The following is a 16,137-nucleotide window of genomic DNA, read 5'->3' as shown; positions in this document are numbered from 1 at the left end:
TCAAGCCCGGCGCTTGCGTCCCGGTATCCGCGAGGCCGCCAGGACGCCCAACGCATGCACCACGCAGAAAAGGATGAACGTGCTGGAGAAGGCCGCCGCCACCTGGCCGGCGGGCGGCGCCGCTTGCGCGCCCAGGCTGGCGTGCAGCCAGATGGCCAGCACCGTGGTGGCGACGGGGCCGCCCAGGCGCTGCACGATGTTCAGGGCCGTCGTCGCCACCGGCAGCCTTTCCCTCGGTATGTCCGCGTAGGCGGAGGACATGGACGGGATATTGATGGATCCCAGTCCCGTTCCCCGCAGCCAGAGCAGGGCGCATATCGCCATGTCGGAGAACTCGTAGCGGTCCACCAGCGTGAACGGCAGCGTGCCGGCCAGCCCGATCAGCGCGCCGGCCGTGGCGACGCGGCGCGACCCGTAGCGCTCCGTCAGCTTGCCCATCAGGGGGAAGGCGCAGATCAGGCCCAGGCCCATCAGCGCCAGCAGGACGCCCGCCCGCGCCGGCGTGTAGCCGCGGGCGCTGATGAGGTAGAGCGGGAACAGCAACTGGCCGCCGTAGGTCATGCAGTTGCTCAGGAACTGCGTCGCCGCGGAGGCGGCGAAGGCGCGCGCCCGGAACAGGCGGATGTCGATCAGGGCGGCGCCCGCGCGCCGCGCCGCATGCCGCAGAAAGGCCGCCAGCAGCAGCAACGCGGCGCCCAGCTCCAGCCAGACCATCCGCTGGCTGCCGGCGGTGTCGCTGGCCAGGGTCTCCAGGCTGTGCAGCAGCATGGCGAGCGCCGGCGACAGCATCAGGAATCCCGGCGCGTCGAAGTTGCGGCGCACGCGCAGGTCCCGGTCGGGCGGCAGCAAGCGCCAGGCCAGCAGGGTGGCCAGGATGCCGACCGGCAGGTTGACCAGGAAAATCCATTGCCAGCCCGCGTGTTGCAGGATCAGGCCGGCGAGGGTGGGGCCCAGGATGGGGCCTATCATCACCGGCATCACCGCGATGCCCATGACGCGCGCCATGTTGCGCCCCGCCGTGCGCGCCATCATCATCTGGGACAGCGGGGTCAGCACGCCGCCGGCCATGCCTTGCAGGATGCGGAACAGGATCAGGCCGGGCGCGCTGGTGGCGATGCCGCACAGCAGCGAGGTCAGGGTGAAGACCGAAAAACAGGCCAGGTACACGCGCCGGGCGCCCACGCGGTCCACCAGCCAGCCGGTCAGCGGCAGCGTCAGGGCCAGCGCGAGCAGGTAGCCGCTGGAGACCCATTGGATCGTCGTCAGCGTGGTGTCCAGCTTTTCCGCCAGCGTCGATAGCGAGACGTTGACGACCGTGGAGTCGAGCTGCGCCATCAGCGGCGCCAGCATGACCACCCCGGCTATCTTCCAGACCTGGGGATCGATGCGTTCCTTGCGCCGGCTATCGGCGCTGGATGCGGGAACGGGCGGGGGGCCGGGATCGATGGAAGACACGTGGACGGGAAGCCGTTGCCGGCAAGGATGGGCTGGGCACGGGGGCCGGGGACAGGAGCGGCAAGCCCCTGGTCATCCCTGATCATTCTAGTGCGTATGACCTTAAAGCAACCTGCCTTGAAGTCAGTTGCCTTGAAGCAAGCAGCTTTGAGACAAGCTGTTTTGATGCAAGCTGTCCGCGACTGCCATCGCCTGCGTGCTGGCCCATCCTCCGGGAGCGGCGTTCGCCAGCGAGGCGATCGCCTGCGGCGTGCTGGCGCGCAGCACGGCGATGAGGCCGCCCGGGTCGCGTTGCGCCAGCGCGTGCCGGCACAGGGCGAACAGGTACACCGCGTCCTCGTCCTCGTCATCCTCCACCCGCCGGGGGGCCGGCGGCGTGGCGCGCAGGCGGCGCAGCAGCCGGTGCAGGTGCTGGCGGCTGGCGTCCTCGCTGCGGCCGGCCATGGCTCCCAGCTCGGCATGGGTGAACTCGAAGATCTCGTACAGCATCACGACCGCCGCGTCGCCGGGCGCCAGCGTCCGGCTCAGGTGCGCCAGGGCCGCTTCCACGCGTAGCGCCCGGTCCACCTGGTGACGCGGACTGTCGCCGTCCAGGGCATGGCCGGTCTCCTCGGCGGCTTGCGCGAGGAGGGCCTTGTACCGTCCCTGGCGGCGCAGGAAGTCGATGCAGAGATGGTGCAGCACCGTCACCAGCCAGGCTTCGCGCCCCGAGCCGGCAGGGGGCAGCTCGGCGTCGGCGGCGCGCAGGTAGGCGTCATGCACCAGGTCCTCCGCTTCCGCGCCGTGCGCCAGCCAGCGCCGCGCCAGCGCGATCAGGCGCCTGCGCAGCGCATCGTCGGTGACCAGGGGATGGGCGGATAGGGGGAATGTCACGTTTCAGGACGCTCGTTCGTTTAGCGGTTGAGCTTGGATCTTCGCCGGCATCGGGCGCCGGCCGGCCCTGGCTATCGAACTTAACATGAACAGGAGCTTTCCCCGATGTATGCCAACGATCTGTATGTCAACGATCCATATGTCAACGACCTGCATGCCAACGATCCGGATCATCCCTCCCAGGCTGCGCCGGGACAGAACAATGCGTTCCTGGAGGAGAAAACCTTCCGCACCCGCACGGTGCTGGTGTTCGGACCCATCACCGATGCCCTGGCGTCCGAAACGGTGCGCCGCCTGCTGACGCTGGACGCGGAATCCGGCGCGCCCATCAACATGATCGTCTCGTCTCCCGGCGGCCATCTGGAGTCGGGCGACGCCATCCACGACGTGGTGCGCTTCATCGCCGCGCCGGTCAACATGATAGGCGCCGGCTGGGTGGGCAGCGCCGCCACGCACCTCTATCTCGGCGCGGCGCGCGAGCGCCGGGTCTGCCTGCCCCAGACCCGCTTCCTGATTCATCAGCCCAGCGGCGGCGCCGGCGGCTCCGCCAGCGACATCGCCATCCAGGCGCGGGAAATCGTCAAGGCGCGCGAGCGCATCGCCCGCGTCATTGCCCGCGAGAGCGGCCAGCCCTTGGAACGGGTGCTGGCGGACATCGAGCGGGATCACTGGATGCCCGCGGAGGAAGCGGTGTCCTATGGCCTGGTCTCGCGCATCATCGACCGGCGCAGCGAGTTGGACGAAGGGTAGGGCGTGGAGGGGCGCCCTGTGGCGCCTCCCCAAGGGGCGGCGCGGCGCAGTTCGCGGAAGATGACTTAGCGTCCCCGGAACGCCGGTTTCCTCTTTTCGAGGAAAGCGCGGGCGCCTTCCGCCCTGTCTTCGCTGGAATAGCAATCCGGGCCGACGTTCAACCGCAGCCCGGAGAAAGGCGGCATGCCCCAGGACCGCAGGGATGTTTCCTTGATCTTTCGCAAGGACAGCGGCGCATTCATGGTTATCTCTCCCAATAATGCACGTACTACGCTGTCGAATGACTTTCGCGGTATTACACGATTGAGCAGGCCGTAGCGGGCGGCTTCCTCGGCTTGCATCATTCGGCCAGTGTAGAGCAGTTCGAGCGCGATACTCCTGGGCAGAAGCATTGGAAGCAGGGTCGCCGCAAAATTGGCGCCCATGCCCACTTTTGCTTCTGGCTGGCCCAATTTGACATCCGTGACCGCCACGCGGAGATCGCAAGCCAGGGCCAACTCGCATCCCCCGCCCACGGCCGTGCCATTGATGACCGCGACGGTCGGCTTGCCTATCTCGAGCAGCACTTCATGCACGTTCCGATTGGCATCCTTCATCGGATGCGGGTACGCCTCGTTTCCTCCTTCCACCACGTCGCGCAGGTCCATTCCCGCGCAAAAGTGCCGCTCGCCGGCGCCCGTGAGCGCCACCACACGGACGTCCGGATCGCGGTCCGCCGCGAGAAAGGCATCTATCAAGTGCGTGATGGTGGCGCGCGCCAGGGCATTCGCCCTCTCGGGTCTGTTGATCGTGATCCAGGCTACATGCTCCCGGACGCAATAGAGGACGTCGCACATGGGCGAGGGTGCGGCATTCATGCTTGCGCTCCTTGGGTGTTCCCACCGAGTTCCTTACCCGCCTTGCCGAGCACGCGAATTTCCTCCGCAGAAAATCCCGCTTCTCTCAGGACCTCGGCCGTATGTTCGCCAAGATGCGGAGCATGCCGGCGCAGCGACCAGTCTTCCTTGTCGAAGACGAAGGGGCTGCGCCAGAGCCGATAGTCTCCCTCGGTCGGGTGTTGGACGTGCTGGAACATTTCGACGGCCTGAAGATGTTCGTGATTCCAGAGCGATTCCATGTCATTGACGGGACTGCACGGAATGCCGTTCGCATCGCAAAACGAAATCCATTCCGTCGTCGTCTTGCGCGCCGCGGCATCCTCCACATACGCATACAGCGCGTCGATGTTCTGCGCCCTGTCCGCCAACGTCCGGAATCGAGGGTCGTCCAGGACCTGGGCATAACCGGCATAGGCCAGGAAGTCGCGCCAGTTCTTATCGGAGTAAGGAAGCAGGCAGACGAATCCATCCGCCGTCTTGAAGGGCTTGCGCATGGGGCTGACGTTGCGTGCCCACCCAATCTCTCCCAGCGGCGGTTCGAATGCCGCCATGGCCAGGTTCTCCGCTAGGTTGAAGGCCACCATGGTCTCGAACATGGGCACCTCGACTTCGCTGCCGGCGCCGTGCGTGGCAAGCTTGAAGTGGGCGGCGAGGATCGCCAGCGCGGCGGCCTGGCCGACGATCTTGTCGCATATCATCGACGGCACGTATTGCGGCACGCCGCGGACTCGCCGGTGCAATGCCGCCAATCCGGAAGCGGCCTGGATGACATCGTCGTAGGCAGGCCTGTCGGCGTAGGATCCCCCTTCTCCGAAGCCGTATATCTTGCATACGATGATGCGAGGATTGGATGCGCCCAGGTGCGCATACGTCGCGCCTAGCCGCTCGGCCACATGTGGCCGGAAATTATGCAGCACCACGTCGAACCTGCCGGCCAGCCTATGGAAGGCCTCCCGGCCTTCGGGTGATTTCAGGTCCAGAACGACGCTGCGCTTGTTGCGATGCAGCGACAGGAACAGACCGCTCAAGTCGGTCCCGCGTTGGGGACGGTAGTACCTCACCTGGTCGCCGGACGGCGCCTCCAGCTTCACCACGTCCGCGCCCATATCGGCAAGCAGATGAGAGGCGTAAGGCCCCATCACGACGGTGCTCAGGTCGAGAATACGCAGACCGTTCAACGGGCCCGCGTTGCTGTGTGTCTTGTCCATGTCGGGTGCTGAAAAAATTGAGGGTATGGAGTACGGAGCGGCCGCCGGCGGCCTCATTTCCTTTTGGCAAGGAAGTCGCTGACCGAGCGGCGATGTTCGGCCGTGGTGAAGCAAAGCGCCTGAGCCTGCCTGCTGCGAGCTAGGACTTCGTCGACGCTCAGGTCCAGGCTGGCGTCGAGCAGCGATTTCGCGAATGCCAGCGCCGGCGCTGGCTGGGAAGCCAGTTCCTCGCTCCACGCCAGGCAGGCATTCAGCAGGATCTCGGAGGGGACGATGCGGTCGGCCAGTCCGATGGCCATGGCCTCTTCGGCCGTCACCCGCCTGCCGCTGTAGATAAGCTCTTTCGCACGAGGAAGACCGACCCGGCGAGGAAGAAAGTACATGCCGGCGTCGGGGACCAGGCCGCGTTGTACGAAGCTCATGCTGAACGCGGCCGCCTGGCTGGCAACGATGAAATCGCAGCACATCGCCAGGTCGCAGCCGACGCCCGCGGCCGCCCCGTTGACGGCGGCGATGACGGGTTTGTGCAGGCCTTGAAGAGCGTCCAGGACGCGATAGGTCAGTTGCTGCTGTTTCCAGCCGTCGAAGGCCAGTTCATCCGCAGGCACTTCGAGGCGCTGCCGCATCACGGCTATGTCGCCGCCCGCGCAGAATGCCTTGTCGGCGCCCGTCAGGATCAGGGAGCCTATCCTGTCATCCGCCGATATGGTGCTCAGCGCGGCGATCAGTTCGTGCCGCATCGCATCGTTGACCGCGTTTCTTACGCCGGGACGATTCAACGTCAGGAGGGCCGTGCGGCCGTCGAGTTCCAGCCGAATCGTTTCAAAGGCTTCGAGTGGCGCCATGGGATGGATCGCTCCTGGTCAGTCGGGATATGGGTTGTGCGAAGCAGACGACCATGCGATCGGACATTCTCTCGGCCGTAGCGTCCCAGTGCACCTGCAGCACACCGGGCGAGATCATCTTCACCTCGCGCAGCAGGAAGCGGGCGCGCACCGACTCGTTGACCCGCACGGGGTTCGGAAACCGCACTTTGCCCAAGCCATAGTTGATGCTCATGGCAGCGTCGGTCAGTTGTATGCTCTCGGTTCGCAATGCCGCGACGATCGAAAGGGTAAGCAGGCCATGCGCAACGGTGCCCTTGAACGGCGAGCCGCTGGCGCGATCCGGATCGGTATGTATCCACTGGTTGTCGCCGGTCGCGTCGGCGAAGCGGTCGATGCGGTCCTGGTCGACCAGGACCCAGCGGCTGACCGCCAGTTCCTGGCCGACGGAAGACGCCAGTTCGTCAATTGAGATATGAACGGTCCGCGGTTCAAGCGTTGTCATCGTTCAGCTCAGCTCCCGCAACAGCACCTCGTCGAACATGCCGCGCCGCACCGGCTCGCCATCCTGGACGAAGAGTTTGCCGCGAGCGATGACATGCAGGATTTGGAGATCGGCGTTCATGACCAGCAGGTCGGCGTCCTTGCCGATCGCTATCTCCCCCTTGCGGGCCAGGCCGGTCGCTCGGGCGACGTTGCTGGTGACCATCGGCAGCGCGTCGGCCACCGAGACGTTTTCCTCCTGTACCACGCGGCGCCAGGCGGCATGAAGCGCGCGCATGGGCATATAGTTGGCGACCTTGGGTTTGTTCTCGCCTTTTTCTTCCTTGGGCGGGGCACCATTGCCGTCGGAACTCATGAGAATGCGCTCGTTGGGCACGCCTTCGCGGCGGAGCTTGCTGTAGGCCTTGTGGGGCAGGGTGGCGCGTCCGTAGTTGTTCTCCGGCGAATAATTGGCGCCGATATCCACCCATCCTCCCTTCCGCCCCCATTCGGCCGCATCCGCCATATAGCCGTCGGTCTGGTTGACGTGGGACGGGATGAACTGGGTAATGGGAATGCCGGTACGATCGACCACTTCGAACATGGGTTTGAGCACCTGCCTGAGATAGGGCGGCACCTGCAGGCAGCAGTAGCCCGCCTTGCGCGACAAACGTCCCGCCAGCAGTCCCGCCACCGCCGCCTCGGCGACGTACTGGGCTCCCTTGCCAAAGCTGTCGTAGCCATAGCCCAGTTCGGAAATGGATATTTCACCCACGCCGATGATCTCGTCGACGAAGGCGATATCCGTGCGGATCTGCCCCGTCAGCGTGGGTACGGGGTGTTCTAGCGTCGCCCCGGTCAGACAGTATGCCGAGATTCCGTCTTCCCGCAGACCCTTGGTCTTCGAAACCAGGGCGGCCATGCTTTTACTGGTGGCGTCGAAGCCCAGCATCCCGATGATCGTCGTGATGCCGGCTCGTGTCAGTTGTGATGCTTGTACTTCCGGCGCCCGGCTCGAGAACCCCAGGCCGCCGCCCCCGCCCAGCGTGTGGACGTGATTGTCGACGAATCCAGGGCACACGATATTGCCTTGGGCGTCGATCTCCTCGGCATCCAACCCCGACAGGGAGGCGTTGGCCGGAAGGATGGCGATGATCTGCTCGCCGCTGATCACTATGTCATGAAGTCCGAGCGACGCCGGCGCGTGGACATTCGCGTTGCGCACGATGAGCAGGGGAGTGGAAGGAGCTGGAAAATTCGTGGTCATTCTTTGGGCCCGGGAGTTGGAGCGGTGGTGGACGTACGATGAGGGTCAGATCTGAGGCAAGCCGGTCTTCTTCATGGCATCCCTGTAAACCGTGATATCCGCTGTCTGCATCTTGCGGAGTTCGTCGGGGCCGCCGGATAGCGTGACTGCCCCGATGCTCTTGTAGTAATCACGCAGTTGGTTCGTGATCAGCGACGCCTCGATCAGGCCTTGCAGCTTCGTCACGACATCGTCGGGCGTTCGGGCGGGGACGAAGATGCCGGCCCAGCTCATCAAGGGAATGGAGGGCAGGCCCAGTTCCTTGAGCGTCGGAACGTCAGGCAACAGTTCGATGCGGTCTTCGGCCAGCGCGCCGATTGCCCGGAGATTCCCGCCCTTGATTTGCGTGAGCACCGACCCCGCATCCACGACGGCAAAGGACAATCTGCCGCCAAGAACGTCTTGCACCGCTTGCGGCGTACCGCTGTAAGGTATGACGTTCACGTCCGCGCCGGCGTTCTTCGCCAGCATCATGGCCGCCAACTGATAGCCTGCCGCACCCGCGCCGGCGGTCAGCAGTAAGGGGTCCTGCTTGCCGGCCGCGAGAAGCTCCTTCAACGTCTTGAAGCGGCTATCGGACTTGACCACCACCACCCAATCCTGGCGGCTGAGCGGCGCAACGGGTTTCAGGTCCTTTACCGGGTCATATGCCAGCGATTTGAACAGCGCCACATTGCCCGCGACGGGGGAGTTTGTTCCTATGAGAATGGTGTAACCGTCAGGCGCCGCATTCACGACATGGCGCACGCCGATGGCATTGTTGCCTCCGGGCCGGTTTTCGACGATCACCTGCTGCCCGGACTTTTCGGACAAGGTCTTGCCTAACTGCCGGGCCGATACATCGGTGCCCGAGCCCGGCGTGAAGGGAACGACCAGGATGATAGGCCTGTTCGGATAGGCATCCGCCGCGTGGGTGCCGCTACCTGCCGCGGTGGCGGCGAAGAACATCGCCGCTGCAAGCGTCTTGCAGAGTTTCATGACTCCTGTCTCCGTGAGTTACATCTGTTTTAAGTGTGCGGACGCGGTGTCCGCCGCTTGCCCTTGGCAAAGCGTTCGCTTGTCTGTTCAGCGAGTGGCGCCATTTCATCATCGGGCGCATTCACTGTGAAATACTATTTATCAGCTCAATTGATACGTTTACCGTATTGATTGAAATGAACCAGAATTTGCCTGAGAGAGGGAAAATGAAATGTTGCGACTGGAGTTGAGGCGGCTCAGATACTTCTTGGCGCTCGCGGAAAACCTGCATTTCGCGCGTGCCGCGGAGCGGCTGAACATGGCGCAGCCGCCATTGAGCGAACAGATCAGGAAGCTGGAAAAAGAGGTGGGCGTTCGCCTCTTCGAACGCAATAGCCGGAACGTGGCGTTGACCGAGGCAGGTCGCGTCATGCTGGCGGGAACGCGCTCGGCGATGTTCGAACTGGAGCGGGCCGTCAATGCGGCGCAGCAGACCGAGCGTGGACAGGCGGGCCATCTTCGCCTGGGCTTCGTAAGTTCCGGCAGCGTCACCTTCTTGCCGAAGTTATTGCGCAAGCTCCGGTCTCATCTGCCCAATGTGCGGGCGGACACGCGCCAGTACAGCAGCAATGGCGCGTTGGAGGCGCTGGTCCAAAGGCAGATAGACCTTGCCGTTGCACGTACGCCGCCCGGCACCGAAAACCTGATGCATCGGCCCATTTTCCGCGATCCCGTGGTCCTGGCCGTGCCTGCCGATCATCCGGTTGCCCGGCGCAAGCGGATCAAGCTTGCGGAGATGCGTGACGAACCTTTCGTCATTTATCCGCCGCAGGAGGGCCACGTCGCCTACAGCGTCGCTCAACGTGCCTGTCTGCATGCCGGTTTTGTACCGACGGTGGCGGAGTTCGTCGATGACGTCTATGGGATGCTGGCCCTGGTCGCGGCGGGTATCGGCGTTGCGCTGATGCCCTCCGCGATCTCCAGGCTGCATGTCGACGGCGTGGTGTTCTTCCGTTTGCCGGAGATCAAGGAAAGCTTCGAGCTGTCGCTGGTATGGCGCACGGAGGACGAGCGCAACCTGATTGCGTCGGTGGTGCGTATTCTGGGCGATGCCGGCACCCTGTTGGGAGCTGGATAGGACGCGCCAAGGGTGTTCGACCGCACCTTCACGCCTGTGGTCGACGTCGCCGTTTTACCGAAGATACTGAGACGTCCGTCCTCGCGCATCATCGACCGGCGCAGCGAGTTGGACGAAGGGTAGGGCGTGGGTGTACTGTTCCTTCCTTCGCAAGCCCCGGACAGCCAGGCCGGGTTTTCCACGCCCGTGTTTTCATGCCCACGTTTTCATGTCCATGAACTGCGAGGGGATGGTGCAACGAAATTTCATTGTCCTGCTCGTTCTCTCCCTGACGCAGATCGTCGGATGGGGCGTGGTCAGCGTCCTGCCCGTCGTCGCGGCCTCCGTGGCGGGGGAGTTCGGCGCGTCCCTGCCGGCCGTCTTCCTGGCGACTTCGCTGATGTATGTCGCGATGGGGCTGGCGGCCCCCGTCGCCGGCCGCGCCTTCCGCGTGTTCGGCGCGCGCCGCGTCATGGCGGCGCGCGCGGTCCTGATCGGCTTGGGGCTGGCCCTGCTGGCGCTGGCTCCCGGCTTGCTGGTCTTCTGGGGCCTATGGATAGTGATCGGACTGGCGGGCGCGATGTTCCTGACGACGTCGGCCTACGCCTACATCGCGGAATACGCGGCGGACCAGGCGCGGCGCATCATGGGAACCCTGATGCTGGCGACCGGCCTGGCGAGCAGCGTCTTCTGGCCCATCACCGCCTTTCTCGACCGCCTGGCCGGCTGGCGCGGCGCCGTCCTCGTTTATGCCGTCGTCATGGTCCTGGCCGTCGGCCCGCTGGTCTGGTTCGGCTTGTCCGAGACCCGGACCGCGGCCGCCCCGGCCGCGCATCGGAAAGACGGCGGCCGGCGCGGCGCCGTCTTCGTCCTGCTGGCGGCGGCCGTCGCCTTGAACAGCTTCGTCACCTTCGGCGTGCAGGCGGTCGGCATCGAGCTGTTGCGGACGATGGGCATGGACCTTTCCCGCGCCGTCGCCATCTCTTCGCTGCTGGGCCTCTTCAAGGTCGGCGGCCGCGTCATCGACTTTCTGGGCGGGCCTAGGTGGGACGGACTGTCAACCGCCATCGTCTCCGGCGCGATGATCCCGATAGGATTGGCCGGGATCTGGCTCGGTGGCGCGGGCATCCTGTCGGTGGCCGGCTACCTGGTACTGTTCGGCGTCGGAAGCGGCGCCTTCGCCGTGGCGCGGGCAACCATGCCGCTCGTTTTTTTCGAAAAGAGCGACTATGCGTCCGCCATGGCCGCCATCGCCCTGCCGATGAACCTGATCAACGCCTTGGCGCCGCCCCTCATCGCGGCGCTGATGGCCGGCATCGGCGCGCAGGCCACCTTCGCGATCCTGGGCGGCTTGAGCTTGGCGGCCTTCGCGGTCCTGTTGCAACTACATCGCATGCGGCCGCGGACCGCGTTCGCGGGATGACCGGCGCATAGCCGCCTTGCCTGACGGTGCCCACCCCATCGGATGCGCTGATCCCGCTGGAAACGAACGTTCCGCCGCCGATGGAGAATTTATTCAGATCGCCCGGCAAGCGGTAATTCGTCCATAGCTTGAATAAATACTTGGGCGTCGTTTGCGAAAAGCTGATCCCATCCGGATTGGGGCTGCTGTCCATGTAATAGGCATCGGCGTAGGTATAGCCGGCGAATAGTGTCCAGTTGGACGTCATGTTTCCAGTCGCCTTCAGCTCGATCCCTCTGCTGCGCGCCTTGCCGGCCGCGACGTAGTACCCCTCGTCGGGATGCCGCGGATCCGACATGGCCCGGTTCTTCTCGGTCAGTTGGAACAGCGCGGCGGAAGCGTTGCCTGCCGTTGATGGCGTGGCGGTAGTCAGAAGCGCCAAAGGGATTCTGGCCAGAAACCGTCTAGGCGTGGTTTCTCCACCCCTTGAATGCCACCTCCAGCGCCGTGACCAGGCGATCGACGTTCGAATCGTCAAATACCAGGGGGGGACGAATTTTCAGCACGTTGGAGTCATTGCCGGTCGCGGAAATCAATACCCGCTGCTCCCTGAGTGAATTTACGACATAGGTGGCGGCGGCCCCATCCGGGGTCTTGGCCGCGCGGTCGCTCACGAGTTCCACGCCGACATAAAGGCCCGCGCCGCGTACGTCGCCAATAACCTCGAATTGCGAAGCAAGCTGTCCCACGCCGTCCCGGATCGCTTGCCCGATGCGCCGGGCATTCTCCTGCAGTCCCTCGGTTTGCATGACGTCCAAGGTTGCCTGGGCGGCTGCGATGGCGACGCTGTTGCCGCCGAAGGTATTGAAATACCGCATATCGCGCCCGAAACCCTTGACGATGTCAGGCGCAACGATGGTCGCGGCGACAGGGAAGCCGTTGCCCATGGGCTTGCCCATGGTGATGATGTCCGGTTGGATGCCATGCCGCTGGTAGCCCCAGAACCGGTCGCCGGAACGGCCGAAGCCGCTTTGCACCTCGTCAGCCACGAATAGGCCGCCCGCTTTCCTCACCACCTCCGCCACGGGAGCCAGCAGATCGGTGGGATCCGAATAAATGCCGTCGGAAGAAAACAAGGAATCCGCAATGAATGCGGCCAGGCCTTCTCCTCGTCGTTCCAGGTCTTCTATTTGTTCCTCCACGTGCCTGGCCATTCGTTGGCCAAGTTCGCGGATCGGCATGCGATAGGAGTCCGGCGTGGGAATCCGGCGCACCCAGGTGCCAAGCGGAGACCGTTCGCCCAGGGATGGCGAGAAGCCGGCGGTCAGGAAGGAGTTGCCATGATAAGCCTCCGACGTGATGATGATGCCACTGCGGCCTGTGTGGTGCATCGCCATGCGCATGGCCAGGTCATTGGCTTCGGAGCCGGTGCAAGTGAACATCGTATGGTAGTCGCGGACGGGCCCGTCGAATGTCTGCCGCAGTTGCTCTCCATATCGCAGGATGCCTTCCTGCAAGTAGCGCGTATGCGTGCAAAGCGTCGCCATTTGTTCGCTGACGGCACGGACGACCGCGGGATGCGTGTGGCCGACGGAGGCCACATTGTTGTATGCGTCCAGATACTCATTGCCCGCGCTGTCATATAGGTAGACGCCGCGGCCGCGACATACTTCGACGGGTTTTTGGTAGAACAGGCGATAGGCGGGCCCCAGCAGCCTGGCGCGCCGCTCGACGGTGGCGCGGGTCTGGGGATCCAGCCTGGCGAGATCCGCCGCGGTAAAAGCATTGACCATCTTGCCTTGCGCGGCGGCGGTGGCGCCGGTCGACATTTCTTTCCCTGCATTCATTTGATATCCACCTCGAATAGACCTTCGATCTCCACGGCCACGTTGCGGGGCAAGGAACTGCTGCCTATCGCGACGCGAACATGCCGGCCCGCTTCTCCCATGACCTGCCCGATCAGATCGGAAGCGCCATTGATGACTTTCGGATGCTGGTCAAAATCCGGGGCTGCATTCACGAAGCCGCCCAGGCGGATGCAGGAACGTAGCCTGTCCAGGCTCCCTCCCAACGCGGTTCGCGCTTGGGCAAGAATGTTGAGGGCGCAGATGCGCGCGGCCTGCTGCGCCTGCTCGACGGTGATTTCCGCGCCTACCTTGCCGGAATTATGGTCTTGCCCGTTCCATGCCGGGACTTGTCCGGATATGTAGAGAAATGGTCCGACGATCCTGGCAGGAATGAAGTTTCCGCCGGGAACGGGGGCATTGGGGAGCTCTATTCCAAGCTCGATCAGTCGTTGCTCGATATTCATGATCATGGCTTCCTTGAAGCGACATAGGGTGCGCAGCGCTCGATGGCGATGGCAACGGTTTCATCGGGATCGCGTTGCCACCAATCGAGTTCGGAGAAGATTTCCAGCTCGAAGCAGCCGTCATACTCAAGGCTGTCGAGCCAGGACCTGATTCGGCGTATGTCTATCACGCCATCCCCGACCATCCCCCGATCACGCAGATTGCGGGTCGGGACAAGCCAGTCGCAATAGTGGAAGGTCGCGATTCTTTCGGGTCCTGCCCGGCGCAGTTCCGTCTCGAATTCAGGATCCCACCAGCAATGGTAGACATCCGGAACGATCGCGGCTCCTTCTCCGAGCTCATCGCACAGGTCATTGGCCATGCGCAGCGTATTGAGGACGCTGCGATCGCCCGCATACATCGGATGCAGGGGTTCCAATCCGAGTTTTACACCCGCCGACCGGGCATATGGCACGAGTTCGTGCAGGGCTTCGCGCACCCGTTCCCGTTGAGCATCGATATTCTTCTGCGTGGGCGGCATTCCGCCCACTACCATCATCAGGCAAGGCGCCTCGATTTCCGCGGCGGCATCCAGGAGTTGCCGGTTGATCTCGATCGCGCGGCGCATCTGTTCTTCCGTCTCGACGTTCATCCACTCGCTGGTGCACAGGCTGGCCACCCACATGCCGGCGCTGCGCAGGTGACGCCGGGTGGCAGCGACGCCATAGGCTTCCATGAAATGACGCCACACGGCGATGCCGTGCACACCGTGGCGCGCGTAGCCATCGATGGCCTGGGCCATGTCCCATTTGGGGGTGGTGATCTGATTGATGGCGAATCGGCTGAGGTCGTGCATATTCAGGCCTCGGCCCCTGAGGGTTGGAGGCGCTGGCGGGGCGCGGAGGAAACGATTTTTTCCCCATCGAAAACCACCCCGTACTTGGCCTCGGCCGCCGAACGCGTGACTTTGCCGTTGCGCACGTCGTTCTGGATGGCCTCGGGCGAACGCTCCAGGGGCGAACCGAATCCTCCGGCGCCGGCCTGCTCGTGCCGGATCACCGAACCCGCGGGAAGCCGGCAGGTAAATTTGCTCGGCAAGGGCTCATTCGTCGTGTCGGGATTCAATACGTTGCGGGACACGGCGCCGGGCTCTCCCCCGAACAGGCCGTAGGGCGCGTGGGCGGCCCGGTCGGATCGTACCTGGGCCACGACGTCATCGGCGAGCACCCGGTACTGGCGCACCAGGCCTAGCCCCCCTCGGAAGCGGCCCGCGCCGCCGGAGTCCGGGCGGTAGCTATATTCCTCCAGGATGACGGGGTAGCGCGCTTCCAGGGTTTCCACCGGCAGGTTCGACATGTTCTGCGAAGGATTGGTCACGCCTTCGATGCCATCCTTATCCGCGCGGCCTCCCCATGCGCCATTGATCATGTCCACCAGAATGAATGGCGTTTTCCGGACCGGGTCCATTCCGCTCAGGGCAACCACGGTATTGCCCCCTTCGCCCGCGGCCATCACCTTGTCCGGTACGATCTGGGCGAGCGCTCCGAACACGGTGTCCACCACTCTATATCCTGTCAGGGCCCGCGCGGCGACGGGAGCGGGGATGATGGGGTTGAGAATGGAGCCTTCGGGCGCCACCACGTCGATGCAGCGATAAACGCCGGCATTATTGGGCACGTCGGCGCCGAGCGCGCAGCGCACGCTCAGATACGTGGCGGATTTGACGAACGAGAGCGTGGAGTTGATTGCGCCCTTGACCTGCGGAGACGAGCCCGTGAAGTCCACCAGCAGGTGGTCTCCCTTGACGGTGATCTTGCAGCGGATCGGAATGGGGTCGGGCGAGAAACCGTCATCGTCGATGTAATCGGTGAATTCGACGCTGCCCTGCGGCCATTTCGCGATGGAGCCGCGCGTGAGCCGTTCGCCATAATTCAGCAGTTCGTCGAAGTAGGCATTCAATTCGCCGATGCCATAGCGTTCGAACAGTCGCAGCAGCTCGCGCTCGCCGATATTGCACGTGGCGAGCTGCGCATCGAGGTCGCCGAATACCAGGTCGGGAAGCCGAACATTCCTGGCGATGATGTCGAAGAGGGTTTCATTGGGTACGCCCCGCGCATAAAGCTTCGTCGGCGAAATCCGCAGGCCTTCCTGGAATATCTCGGTGGAATCCGCCGCATTGGAGCCCGGGACCCGTCCCCCTACGTCGCAATGGTGGGCGATGACGACCGAAAATCCCTGCAATTCATCCTGCAGGAAAATCGGCTTGAACATGAAGATATCCGGCAGATGCATTCCGCCTTCATAGGGATCGTTAAGGATGATGACGTCGCCGGGCTCGAATTTTCCGGCGAATTTCTTCATTACGACTTCTACGGCATCGGGCACCGCGCCAAGGTGCAATGCCACGGTCTTGGCCTGGGATAGGATGCGCCCTTGCGCATCGCACATCGTGACCGAGTAGTCCAGGACGTCGCGGATGATGGGCGAGCGTGCGGTTCTCATGACCGCATATGCCATATCGTCGACCATGGTGTCGAGGGCGTTCTTTATGATGGCGAACGTGATTGGATCGATCTTCATCTGAGCCATGTTG

The 16,137-nt window shown here is 63.8% G+C and carries 15 protein-coding genes and 1 pseudogene; 3 read left to right on the top strand and 13 right to left on the bottom strand.

Annotated elements, in window-relative coordinates; all coding sequences use genetic code 11:
- Together CAL29_RS24725 and CAL29_RS24720 are read right to left on the bottom strand one after the other, a co-directional pair.
- Entirely contained in the window at positions 1-1,455 is a 1,455-nt protein-coding gene (locus tag CAL29_RS24725) for a DHA2 family efflux MFS transporter permease subunit (RefSeq protein WP_256977730.1), read from the bottom strand.
- Positions 1,456-1,578: 123 nt separating this feature from the next.
- Positions 1,579-2,328 carry a sigma-70 family RNA polymerase sigma factor gene (locus tag CAL29_RS24720; RefSeq protein ID WP_094855579.1) on the bottom strand — a complete coding sequence of 250 codons (750 nt, stop codon included), beginning with the start codon at positions 2,326-2,328 and terminating at the stop codon, positions 1,579-1,581.
- A gap of 105 nt (positions 2,329-2,433) precedes the next feature.
- Between CAL29_RS24720 and CAL29_RS24715 the strand changes: the two genes are divergently transcribed.
- Positions 2,434-3,078: an ATP-dependent Clp protease proteolytic subunit gene (locus CAL29_RS24715; RefSeq protein ID WP_094855578.1), complete on the top strand. Its 645-nt coding sequence runs from the start codon at positions 2,434-2,436 to the stop codon at positions 3,076-3,078.
- Between the two features lie 65 nt (positions 3,079-3,143).
- On the opposite strand, the gene CAL29_RS24710 is transcribed toward CAL29_RS24715, so the two are convergent.
- From CAL29_RS24710 to CAL29_RS24685, 6 genes are read right to left on the bottom strand one after another with little or no spacing between them, the layout of a single operon-like run.
- Positions 3,144-3,935, bottom strand: coding sequence for an enoyl-CoA hydratase/isomerase family protein (locus CAL29_RS24710; protein WP_256977729.1), 792 nt, complete (start codon positions 3,933-3,935; stop codon positions 3,144-3,146).
- A complete protein-coding gene (locus CAL29_RS24705) occupies positions 3,932-5,164 on the bottom strand; it encodes a CaiB/BaiF CoA transferase family protein (RefSeq protein ID WP_094855576.1) in 1,233 nt (410 codons plus the stop codon). The genes CAL29_RS24710 and CAL29_RS24705 overlap by 4 nt, the downstream gene beginning before the upstream one ends.
- 53 nt (positions 5,165-5,217) lie before the next feature.
- On the bottom strand, positions 5,218-6,009 hold the full coding sequence (locus CAL29_RS24700; RefSeq protein WP_094855575.1) for an enoyl-CoA hydratase/isomerase family protein: 792 nt from the start codon (positions 6,007-6,009) through the stop codon (positions 5,218-5,220).
- Entirely contained in the window at positions 5,987-6,493 is a 507-nt protein-coding gene (locus CAL29_RS24695; RefSeq protein WP_094855574.1) for a MaoC family dehydratase, read from the bottom strand. Before CAL29_RS24695 ends, CAL29_RS24700 begins: the two co-directional genes overlap by 23 nt.
- A gap of 3 nt (positions 6,494-6,496) precedes the next feature.
- Positions 6,497-7,738: an amidohydrolase family protein gene (locus tag CAL29_RS24690; RefSeq protein ID WP_094855573.1), complete on the bottom strand. Its 1,242-nt coding sequence runs from the start codon at positions 7,736-7,738 to the stop codon at positions 6,497-6,499.
- Positions 7,739-7,783: 45 nt separating this feature from the next.
- Complete coding sequence (locus tag CAL29_RS24685; RefSeq protein WP_094855572.1) at positions 7,784-8,755, bottom strand: Bug family tripartite tricarboxylate transporter substrate binding protein; 972 nt, start codon at positions 8,753-8,755, stop codon at positions 7,784-7,786.
- A 211-nt stretch (positions 8,756-8,966) separates the two neighbouring features.
- On the opposite strand from CAL29_RS24685, the gene CAL29_RS24680 reads away from it, so the two are divergent.
- Positions 8,967-9,872 (top strand): LysR substrate-binding domain-containing protein, encoded by a 906-nt coding sequence (locus CAL29_RS24680; protein WP_094855571.1) that lies wholly within the window; start codon positions 8,967-8,969, stop codon positions 9,870-9,872.
- A 229-nt stretch (positions 9,873-10,101) separates the two neighbouring features.
- Positions 10,102-11,274, top strand: coding sequence for an MFS transporter (locus tag CAL29_RS24675; protein ID WP_256977728.1), 1,173 nt, complete (start codon positions 10,102-10,104; stop codon positions 11,272-11,274).
- A gap of 16 nt (positions 11,275-11,290) precedes the next feature.
- Here the strand turns inward: CAL29_RS24675 and CAL29_RS32130 are convergent.
- The 5 genes and pseudogenes from CAL29_RS32130 to CAL29_RS24650 all read right to left on the bottom strand — a co-directional run.
- Positions 11,291-11,695: pseudogene (locus CAL29_RS32130) on the bottom strand (TonB-dependent receptor domain-containing protein); the annotation flags it as partial.
- Positions 11,696-11,717: 22 nt separating this feature from the next.
- Positions 11,718-13,100, bottom strand: a complete 1,383-nt coding sequence (locus CAL29_RS24665) for an aspartate aminotransferase family protein (RefSeq protein WP_373559807.1) — start codon at positions 13,098-13,100, stop codon at positions 11,718-11,720.
- On the bottom strand, positions 13,097-13,564 hold the full coding sequence (locus CAL29_RS24660; protein WP_256977726.1) for a RidA family protein: 468 nt from the start codon (positions 13,562-13,564) through the stop codon (positions 13,097-13,099). Before CAL29_RS24660 ends, CAL29_RS24665 begins: the two co-directional genes overlap by 4 nt.
- 2 nt (positions 13,565-13,566) lie before the next feature.
- On the bottom strand, positions 13,567-14,400 hold the full coding sequence (locus CAL29_RS24655; RefSeq protein WP_094855567.1) for a sugar phosphate isomerase/epimerase family protein: 834 nt from the start codon (positions 14,398-14,400) through the stop codon (positions 13,567-13,569).
- 2 nt (positions 14,401-14,402) lie between these two features.
- Complete coding sequence (locus CAL29_RS24650) at positions 14,403-16,133, bottom strand: hydantoinase B/oxoprolinase family protein (protein WP_179284172.1); 1,731 nt, start codon at positions 16,131-16,133, stop codon at positions 14,403-14,405.
- Positions 16,134-16,137 lie beyond the last annotated feature (4 nt).

Origin of the sequence: Bordetella genomosp. 10 (assembly GCF_002261225.1) — a bacterium.
GTDB lineage: Bacteria > Pseudomonadota > Gammaproteobacteria > Burkholderiales > Burkholderiaceae_B > Bordetella_C.
Note: the sequence above shows the minus strand (reverse complement) of the source record. Positions and strands in the feature narration are given on the sequence as shown.

What these genes read in the sequence shown, in the direction of transcription:
- CAL29_RS24695 (WP_094855574.1), bottom strand. Translation starts at nt 6,493, where the DNA reads ATGACAACGCTTGAACCGCGGACCGTTCATATCTCAATTGACGAACTG.
- CAL29_RS24665 (WP_373559807.1), bottom strand. Translation starts at nt 13,100, where the DNA reads ATGAATGCAGGGAAAGAAATGTCGACCGGCGCCACCGCCGCCGCGCAA.
- CAL29_RS24690 (WP_094855573.1), bottom strand. Translation starts at nt 7,738, where the DNA reads ATGACCACGAATTTTCCAGCTCCTTCCACTCCCCTGCTCATCGTGCGC.
- CAL29_RS24685 (WP_094855572.1), bottom strand. Translation starts at nt 8,755, where the DNA reads ATGAAACTCTGCAAGACGCTTGCAGCGGCGATGTTCTTCGCCGCCACC.
- CAL29_RS24660 (WP_256977726.1), bottom strand. Translation starts at nt 13,564, where the DNA reads ATGAATATCGAGCAACGACTGATCGAGCTTGGAATAGAGCTCCCCAAT.
- CAL29_RS24675 (WP_256977728.1), top strand. Translation starts at nt 10,102, where the DNA reads ATGGTGCAACGAAATTTCATTGTCCTGCTCGTTCTCTCCCTGACGCAG.
- CAL29_RS24650 (WP_179284172.1), bottom strand. Translation starts at nt 16,133, where the DNA reads ATGGCTCAGATGAAGATCGATCCAATCACGTTCGCCATCATAAAGAAC.
- CAL29_RS24700 (WP_094855575.1), bottom strand. Translation starts at nt 6,009, where the DNA reads ATGGCGCCACTCGAAGCCTTTGAAACGATTCGGCTGGAACTCGACGGC.
- CAL29_RS24715 (WP_094855578.1), top strand. Translation starts at nt 2,434, where the DNA reads ATGTATGCCAACGATCTGTATGTCAACGATCCATATGTCAACGACCTG.
- CAL29_RS24705 (WP_094855576.1), bottom strand. Translation starts at nt 5,164, where the DNA reads ATGGACAAGACACACAGCAACGCGGGCCCGTTGAACGGTCTGCGTATT.
- CAL29_RS24680 (WP_094855571.1), top strand. Translation starts at nt 8,967, where the DNA reads ATGTTGCGACTGGAGTTGAGGCGGCTCAGATACTTCTTGGCGCTCGCG.
- CAL29_RS24710 (WP_256977729.1), bottom strand. Translation starts at nt 3,935, where the DNA reads ATGAATGCCGCACCCTCGCCCATGTGCGACGTCCTCTATTGCGTCCGG.
- CAL29_RS24655 (WP_094855567.1), bottom strand. Translation starts at nt 14,400, where the DNA reads ATGCACGACCTCAGCCGATTCGCCATCAATCAGATCACCACCCCCAAA.